This window comes from Salmonella sp. NW645 (assembly GCF_051703725.1).
Lineage (GTDB): Bacteria > Pseudomonadota > Gammaproteobacteria > Enterobacterales > Enterobacteriaceae > Salmonella > Salmonella enterica.
The window spans coordinates 1-7,394 of sequence record NZ_JAMMKR010000019.1; the positions used below are offsets into that span (position 1 = coordinate 1).

Annotated in this window: 8 protein-coding genes; 6 read left to right on the top strand and 2 right to left on the bottom strand. The window is 50.4% G+C overall.

From position 1 onward, the window contains the following. The first annotated feature begins 38 nt into the window (after positions 1–38). The 5 genes from NA389_RS21705 (at position 39) to NA389_RS21725 (ending at position 3,585) form a co-directional block, all read left to right on the top strand. Positions 39–1,424 (top strand): DUF4158 domain-containing protein, encoded by a 1,386-nt coding sequence (locus tag NA389_RS21705; protein WP_088244426.1) that lies wholly within the window; start codon positions 39–41, stop codon positions 1,422–1,424. Positions 1,425–1,639: 215 nt separating this feature from the next. Beyond that, positions 1,640–1,960 carry a DUF134 domain-containing protein gene (locus NA389_RS21710; protein ID WP_001137910.1) on the top strand — a complete coding sequence of 107 codons (321 nt, stop codon included), beginning with the start codon at positions 1,640–1,642 and terminating at the stop codon, positions 1,958–1,960. Beyond that, on the top strand, positions 1,935–2,396 hold the full coding sequence (locus NA389_RS21715; protein ID WP_000626969.1) for a NifB/NifX family molybdenum-iron cluster-binding protein: 462 nt from the start codon (positions 1,935–1,937) through the stop codon (positions 2,394–2,396). The genes NA389_RS21710 and NA389_RS21715 overlap by 26 nt, the downstream gene beginning before the upstream one ends. A gap of 247 nt (positions 2,397–2,643) precedes the next feature. After that, positions 2,644–2,994 carry a PaaI family thioesterase gene (locus tag NA389_RS21720; RefSeq protein WP_023135766.1) on the top strand — a complete coding sequence of 117 codons (351 nt, stop codon included), beginning with the start codon at positions 2,644–2,646 and terminating at the stop codon, positions 2,992–2,994. A 114-nt stretch (positions 2,995–3,108) separates the two neighbouring features. Further along, entirely contained in the window at positions 3,109–3,585 is a 477-nt protein-coding gene (locus NA389_RS21725) for a Dps family protein (RefSeq protein WP_000043177.1), read from the top strand. Between the two features lie 304 nt (positions 3,586–3,889). Here the strand turns inward: NA389_RS21725 and NA389_RS21730 are convergent, their stop codons facing one another. Then, complete coding sequence (locus tag NA389_RS21730; protein WP_032672761.1) at positions 3,890–4,240, bottom strand: ArsR/SmtB family transcription factor; 351 nt, start codon at positions 4,238–4,240, stop codon at positions 3,890–3,892. Positions 4,241–4,401: 161 nt separating this feature from the next. Between NA389_RS21730 and NA389_RS21735 the strand changes: the two genes are divergently transcribed. Next, entirely contained in the window at positions 4,402–6,060 is a 1,659-nt protein-coding gene (locus NA389_RS21735) for an FAD-dependent oxidoreductase (RefSeq protein WP_025760366.1), read from the top strand. A gap of 69 nt (positions 6,061–6,129) precedes the next feature. Here the strand turns inward: NA389_RS21735 and NA389_RS21740 are convergent, their stop codons facing one another. Continuing rightward, positions 6,130–7,161, bottom strand: a complete 1,032-nt coding sequence (locus NA389_RS21740; protein ID WP_025760365.1) for an IS630 family transposase — start codon at positions 7,159–7,161, stop codon at positions 6,130–6,132. Between the last annotated feature and the right edge of the window lie 233 nt (positions 7,162–7,394).

Consider the following 7,394-nt stretch of genomic DNA (forward strand, 5'->3'; position numbering starts at 1 on the left):
TTGAATGGGTTCATGTGCAGCTCCATCAGCAAAAGGGGATGATAAGTTTATCACCACCGACTATTTGCAACAGTGCCCTGCCAGATGCCAAAGACGAACTGATACGGCACTACACGTTCAACGAAACCGACCTGTCGGTGATCCGTCAGCGTCGCGGCGCCGCGAATCGATTGGGCTTCGCCGTGCAGCTTTGCTACTTGCGATTCCCTGGCATCTTCTTGGGCGTCGATGATCCTCCATTTCTGCCCCTGCTGCGCATGGTGGCCGCACAACTCAAGGTGCCGGTGGAAAGCTGGAACCATTACGGCCAGCGCGAGCAGACACGGCGGGAGCACTTGGTCGAGCTGCAAACGGTGTTTGGATTCAAGCCCTTCACCATGAGTCATTACCGGCAAGCCGTGCATACATTGACCGAACTGGCCTTGCAAACAGACAAAGGCATTGTGCTGGCCAGCCCCCTTGTTGAAAACCTGCGGCGGCAGAGCATCATCCTACCCGCCATGAATGCCATCGAGCGCGCAAGCGCCGAGGCCATTACCCGTGCCAACCGAAGCATCCATGCGGCATTGGCCGATTCCTTGATACCTGTCCATCGCCAGCGCCTGGACGAACTGCTCAAGCGCAAGGATGGTAGCAAAATGACGTGGCTAGCGTGGCTGCGCCAATCGCCCGCCAAGCCGAACTCGCGCCACATGCTTGAACACATCGAACGCCTCAAAGCCTGGCAGGCGCTTGACCTACCTGCTGGCATCGAACGGCAGGTACACCAAAACCGCTTGCTCAAGATCGCCCGCGAAGGCGGCCAGATGACGCCCGCCGACCTGGTCAAGTTCGAGTCGCAGCGGCGTTACGCCACCTTGGTAGCACTGGCCATCGAGGGCATGGCCACCGTCACTGATGAAATCATCGACCTTCACGACCGTATCATCGGCAAGCTGTTCAATGCGGCCAAGAACAAGCATCAACAGCAGTTCCAGGCTTCCGGCAAGGCGATCAACGACAAGGTGCGGATGTATGGGCGCATCGAGCGCACGCTGTTCATTCTGGATTGGCTGCAAAGCGTGGAGCTGCGCCGCCGCGTCCATGCGGGGCTGAATAAGGGCGAGGCGCGCAACGCGCTGGCCAGGGCGGTCTTCTTCTACCGATTGGGTGAAATCCGCGACCGCAGTTTTGAGCAGCAGCGCTACCGGGCCAGCGGCCTCAATCTGGTGACGGCGGCCATCGTGTTGTGGAACACGGTCTATCTGGAGCGTGCCACCAGTGCTTTGCGTGCCCACGGCAAGGCGCTGGACGACACGTTGCTGCAATATCTGTCCCCGCTGGGGTGGGAGCATATCAACCTGACCGGCGATTACCTATGGCGCAGCAGTGCCAAGGTCGGTGCGGGGAAGTTCAGGCCATTGCGACCGCTGCCACCGGCTTAGCGTGCTTTATTTTCCGTTTTCTGAGACGACCCCCTTATGGCAGCACTTTAAATTGAGTCTCATACAGTATCTGTTTTCTTTCTCTTCATCTCTCATGACCTGCTGCCCACTTACAGACTCCAGGGTAAAGCAAAAAATTCTCCACCGGTGAGCAGAGTATATTGCATATGCCAGTTTATGAGTGTATATATAGCATATGCCAATAAGGAGCCTTCATGCCAAGACCCAGAATTCCCCGTAACATCTGTGGCCGCCCTGCGGATACCTGTTTTAAGCCCAATGCGCGACCGATGAGCCAGCTTGAACATGTTCATTTAAAAGAAGATGAGTTTGAAGCGTTACGGCTGGTCGATTTACTGGGCATGCAACAGCAGGAAGCGGCTGTTGCAATGGGGGTTTCAAGGCAGACACTGGCCAATGTCCTGAAAGCAGCCCGTTTTAAGGTTGTGGACTGTCTCACTCAGGGCAAGGCCTTAATAATGCACTCTGAAAGGGAAGGAGTTACACAAGATGATCACAGCCATTCCAGTGAATGACGACCGGGTAGCAAATCATTTTACCAAAGCGAGTCACCTTGTCCTGGTGGATGAGCGCGGTGTGGAGCTCAGCCGGACAGAAAATCCCGCGCTGGGCGCAGATTGTTCAGGTAAACGGAAGCTGGTTGACCTGCTGGTTCAACAGCAAGTCAGCCGCGTTGTGGTCCGTAATATCGGGGAACGGATGCTGGGTAAATTACTGGGGCATCAGATCGCGGTGTACCAGACTGACTGTGGTCGTCGTTTGTTCACTGAACTGTGTGATCCGGATACCCGTGTTCTGACTGAACTGAATAAGCCGGAGCAGGGACGCCAGTCCTTTCATCATGAGGCGAAAGGGAAAAAATGCTGTCACTCTGACGGGAACACAGCAGAAAATGCGTGCCAGGGTGGGCGTCAGCATCATCACGGAAACGGGCGCTGTTGCCATTCATGAGTTTATTTCATCACGGGCGGTGATTTTTATCAGACCCGTATTGTGTATAAACCAGGAGCCGGAATGTGTGGAGGAGGCAGTAATGATGCCGGGGGAGCCCCTCAGCTGACTGAATTCCGGATGCCTCCCGTCAGTACAACCGGACGCTGAGCAGAAACAGATGAATTGTTATCTTGATGCCAGAAAGGCCCATACCTGTTGTATGGTCTGTAGTTCCCGCGACAACAACCCTGATACGGTGAACTTAATGTTTTCAGAGCACCCGGATGGCTCTGTATGTGCGGACTACACGGCCAATCACAGGCATCAGGGGTATACGGGTCTTTTACATGGCGGAATGACGAGTACCCTGCTGGATGCAGCAATGACTCATTGTTTGTTCATGCAGGGTGTGCAAGCCCTGACGGCTGAACTGACGGTAAGATTCATTTCACCCGTTTGTACCGGAGACAAACTGATGGTATGTGCCAGACTGCTTGGGCAACGCAGGGGGATTTACCTGCTTGAAGCATGGCTGACAAAAGGACAGCAGACAGTGGCACGTGCCACGGCGAAATTCATTGTTCCGTCGCAGGATATTGCTCTGGCGCATCGCTAGTGTGACAGACGACAGGTGTACCTGGTTATTATAAAAATTTGAGGCGTGTTTTGCTCAGACCGGAAAGAATAATCGCATATCGTATATTCCACTGAAACCGTGTAAGAGGTAGTTATGAGTAAACAAATCATTGATATTGGTATTGCTGAATCATCCCGGGTGGAGATTGCAGACGGCCTGTCCCGGCTTCTTGCTGACACCTATACCCTGTATATAAAAACACATTACTATCACTGGAATGTAACTGGCCCCATGTTTAACAGCTTACATTTAATGTTTGAAAATCAATACAATGAGCTGGCCACTGCCGTTGATGATATCGCTGAACGTATACGCTCGCTCGGATGCTTCGCGCCCGGCACATATCATGAATTTTCACGTTTAACAGCGGTTAATGAAGATAAGGATATTCCGGCAGCAAAAAACATGATTGAAAATCTTGTCCAGGGCCAGGAGACCGTGGTTAAAACTGCACGCTCCCTGTTCCCGCTCGTTAATAATGCGAATGATGAAGCCACAGCAGATCTGCTTACACAACGTATCCAGTTACATGAGAAAACTGCCTGGATGTTGCGTAGCCTGCTTGAATAATGTCACCACGTGGCAGCAGAAAAAACGGTTTGTCAGCCACAGGCTATTACTGACAGTGCAGAATCATCCGTGTTCCTGTGGCTGTTTTTTCTGACCGTCACAGTATTAAACACCATTGAATCAGTGGGTTAATCAGTGAATGCGTGAACGAGAAATACAGTCCGTGACGGGCATCATCGGCTGGTATATCCGGACCACTGTTGTTTTCCCGTTAAGGTATCGCAGGTTCCGGTCTGGCATTTCACAGCCTGAACAGGGTTAATGATGCACGGATAAAACGGTTTACGGGGAAAGCAGGATCATATTATTCGTTGTTATGGCTTCCTTTACCGATGCCTGCCTGCGGGCAGTAGAGATCATATAAGGTATTTAACAACGTCATGATACGGTTATCCTCAATACGGTAATATACCATTTTACCTGCCCGTCGGGTCTCGACCAGCTTCAGGCGGCGCATTACACCCAGCTGCTGGGACAGGGTCGGCTGAGTGATACCGACCGCCGCTTCCAGCCCGGCCACATTCGCTTCCCCCAGGCTTAACTGACACATCAACAGCAACCGGTCGCTGTTGGCCAGTCCCCGTAAGACATCTGCTGCCCTCAGGGCCGCATTCTTCATATCTGTCTGACGTTTTGTGTCTTCATTCATGAGCATTGCTGATTTCTCATACTATGTGTTTTTATATAATATAATTTAGTATACTGACGGTATCGTAATTTTGCCATCGTGTTCGTCAGGTCTGCAGCGTCCTGCCGGCCCGGGGAAACGATTATATCTGGCAGGCATTTTTGCCCCGGGTGAACAGAGAGGATGTAATGAAAATAGTGATTGTTGGTGGTGTTGCCGGCGGGGCATCCGCTGCAGCCAGAGCTCGTCGGTTATCAGAGGATGTCAGTATTGTTGTGTTTGAACGGGGAAGCGATGTCTCTTTCGCCAACTGTGGATTACCTTATCATATAGGCGGAAAAATTCCTTTAAGGCAGTCACTGATTCTGAAAACCCCGGAGGATTTTAAATCCCGCTTTAACATAGACGTCCGTATCTGTCATGAAGTGACGTCAGTGGATCCGGTTAATAAAACGGTGACGGTTAAAAATCTGACCTCAGGGGAGGTCTATAGCGAAGAATGGGATCGTCTGCTCCTCAGTACCGGCGCCGCTCCGGTTGTCCCTCCTTTGCCCGGGCTACAGGAAGAGGGTGTCTTTACGCTGCGAAATCTTACTGACATGGATGCTATCCTGGGGTGGATTGAGCAACATCACGTAGCTCACACCACGCTTGTCGGGGGGGGATTTATCGGACTTGAAGTGATGGAGGCTCTGAGCGAACGGGGGATCAGTGTGACCCTGCTGGAGATGGGGGAACAGGTTATGGCTCCGGTTGATCCTGAAATGGCATCTGCCCTGCATCAGGAAATCCGGAGTCATGGCGTGGATCTGCGTCTCAGAACGGCGCTCACCGAGGTACTGCGGACAGAGACGGGATTCCGCGTTGCACTGTCTGAGGGTGGGTTTCTGCAGACCGACATGGTTATTCTCGCCATCGGGGTAAAACCTGAGAACAGCCTTGCCACAGGAGCCGGGCTCGCAGTGGGTAAACGGGGAGGCATAAGCGTCAATGCCTGTATGCAGACCAGTATCCCTGACATCTACGCCGTGGGGGATGCCGTTGAAACCCCAGACTTTGTCTTTCAGGAACCCGCTAATTTTCCTCTGGCAGGGCCCGCCAACCGCCAGGGACGCATTGCTGCTGATAACATGCTAGATCGTCACAGCCTTTACCATGGCAGTCAGGGGACATCCATTTGTAAGGTATTTTCGCTGAGTATTGGCAGCGTCGGTGCGAATGAAAAGCAGCTGAAAGTTCATGGCACCCGATACGAGAAGGTTTACGTCCATGCCGCTGATCATGCCGGTTACTACCCGGGGGCAACGATGATCAGTCTGAAACTGCTATTCAGCCCCGATACCGGTAAAATTCTCGGGGCTCAGGCATCAGGGAAAAAAGGGGTTGATAAACGCATCGATGTCCTGTCTGTCGCACAGCGCGCGGGGCTTACCGTCAACGATCTCGAACATCTTGAGCTGACTTATGCTCCACCTTTTAACAGTGCAAGGGACGTCGTTAACCAGGCTGGTATGGTGGCGACAAATGTAATGAAAGGAGATACGGTCATATGTCATGTCAGCGATGTGTTACAACGGGAACCGGGCAGTTATTGTTTACTTGATATTCGCTCTCCTGCCGAACTGAAACAATTTGGTGAATATCCTGACGCGCTATCCATCCCTCTTGATTCCCTGCGGGAAAACCTTGGAAAATTGCCTAAAGATAAAGAAATTTTTATAGGATGTCAGAGTGGCCTGCGCGGGCATGTGGCATACCGTATTCTGCAGGCTCACGGCTTCCGGACATATAATCTGAGTGGTGGTTTCATAACCTGGCAGACGGTAACGGAGTCAATGAGTAAATAAGAGATGAAGTGCCATACACACATGGCACTTCATCTCTCCAGATTCGTTGAAAACATATTATATACCGAATCAACTTGAAGATGCTGGCTTGAGAACCTGAAAATTACCATTAATTCGAGATGTCAAAGAGCCTGCGATCTCTGGAAGAGTCACTGCAAAAAATTGGTCTATTGCCGCCTTGAAGTCCCGTTTTCTTTTGAAGTAAACGTTGTTCCTCGACTTCTCATTCATTACTTTCCATAGCCGCGCGATTGGGTTGAGGTTTGGACTGTAAGGTGGAAGATAATGCAGTTCAATATTCAGGACAAACGCCGCATCTTTGACTAAGTCACTGCGGTGATATCCCGCACCATCCAAGATGATATGAAGCTTATGAGCTAAGGGATAACTCTTTCTTAACTCACAGAAAAAGCGAACAATCGATTCACTGTTAATGTTCTCATAGTTGTGAACAATGGTTGCTCCAATATCCGACAAGTTCAGTGCGCCAATAATGTTCAATCGGCTACGATTACCCGTTGTTTCAATCACTTTATCCTGACCAGTTCGTATCCAGCCATGAGATATTTTTGTTGATAGTGTTGGGTGAACTGCGTCGATAAAGACTATCGATTCATCCTTGCCACAGCTTGCCTTTAACGCTTCATAAGCCTCTATAAATGCTTGCTGTTGTGCTTCATCAAACTTGTGTGGTACGCCTTTCGGTTGCTTGTAGCTAAAACCATTGTGGTGAAGCCATTTATTCATACCAGAAACCGTGTAATCCAGTCCAAATGTCTCTTTAACGTAAGTGACAATTTGATGCGTATGAGAATAGGTTTTCTCAGTCAAATGCTCGATTAGGTGCATGGTTTGAGTAGCAGAAAGCTTGCTTTGGCTTCCGCCATTTTCAGGCTTAAGTTTTTCAGAAAGAACGTAGTCGCTGAGATGACGAGCAACGGTCGATTCATGAATACGAAGAGCTTGTGAAATCATAGTCTGACTCCAGCCTTCAGAAGCCAGCAAAACAGCCTTAATACGGTCGCAAACTCGACTATCACGTTCAATGTCGTGCATTTGTTCGAGTTGCAGTTTCTGTTGAGGAGTCAGTGTAATTTTCATGGTTCGTAGCATGATCCTGATTCTATCGAAAATCAAGGGAAGGTGCGAATAAGCAGGTCATTTCTTCCCAAGCTGACTCGCTGATTAAAATTTCGCGGATCTGGGCCGATTTTTTTCCCGCAAACACATCGAATCAGCCTATTTAGGCTATTTTTTCGGCACTGTTGCAAATAGTCGGTGGTGATAAACTTATCATCCCCTTTTGCTGATGGAGCTGCACATGAACCCATTCA

Coding starts and splice junctions, on each gene's coding strand:
- NA389_RS21710 (WP_001137910.1), top strand. CDS start 1,640: ATGCCAAGACCCAGAATTCCCCGTAACATCTGTGGCCGCCCTGCGGAT.
- NA389_RS21725 (WP_000043177.1), top strand. CDS start 3,109: ATGAGTAAACAAATCATTGATATTGGTATTGCTGAATCATCCCGGGTG.
- NA389_RS21720 (WP_023135766.1), top strand. CDS start 2,644: ATGTTTTCAGAGCACCCGGATGGCTCTGTATGTGCGGACTACACGGCC.
- NA389_RS21735 (WP_025760366.1), top strand. CDS start 4,402: ATGAAAATAGTGATTGTTGGTGGTGTTGCCGGCGGGGCATCCGCTGCA.
- NA389_RS21730 (WP_032672761.1), bottom strand. CDS start 4,240: ATGCTCATGAATGAAGACACAAAACGTCAGACAGATATGAAGAATGCG.
- NA389_RS21705 (WP_088244426.1), top strand. CDS start 39: ATGATAAGTTTATCACCACCGACTATTTGCAACAGTGCCCTGCCAGAT.
- NA389_RS21715 (WP_000626969.1), top strand. CDS start 1,935: ATGATCACAGCCATTCCAGTGAATGACGACCGGGTAGCAAATCATTTT.
- NA389_RS21740 (WP_025760365.1), bottom strand. CDS start 7,161: ATGAAAATTACACTGACTCCTCAACAGAAACTGCAACTCGAACAAATG.